The 242-nt window shown below is 64.9% G+C and carries 1 protein-coding gene; it reads right to left on the bottom strand.

The features are described 5' to 3' along the window. A partial coding sequence (locus ACI43T_RS12255) for a hypothetical protein (protein WP_405387403.1) occupies positions 1–242 on the bottom strand: 242 nt, incomplete at both ends.

Genomic DNA, 242 nt, shown 5'->3' with positions numbered 1-242 from the left:
CGCCTTGGCTGACGGTCAACGGCACGGTGCCTTCGACGATCGCCTGTGGCGCGGCCACTCGGCCGGCGCGGTACGTCGGGCGGGGCGGTTTCTTGATGTTGATGGTGTTGCCGGGAGCGTAGCCTCGGGCCATGTTGCCCGGGATTTCGTCTTCCCAGTCGCGATTCACCATGGAGGCGAACGCGCAGGTGTTCTTCAGGATCGCCAGCGCCTCTTTGGCGACAACGGCAGTGGTTGCGAAT

The sequence above is a fragment of the Neisseria oralis genome, assembly GCF_045062685.1.
GTDB lineage: Bacteria > Pseudomonadota > Gammaproteobacteria > Burkholderiales > Neisseriaceae > Neisseria > Neisseria oralis.
Note: the sequence above shows the minus strand (reverse complement) of the source record. Positions and strands in the feature narration are given on the sequence as shown.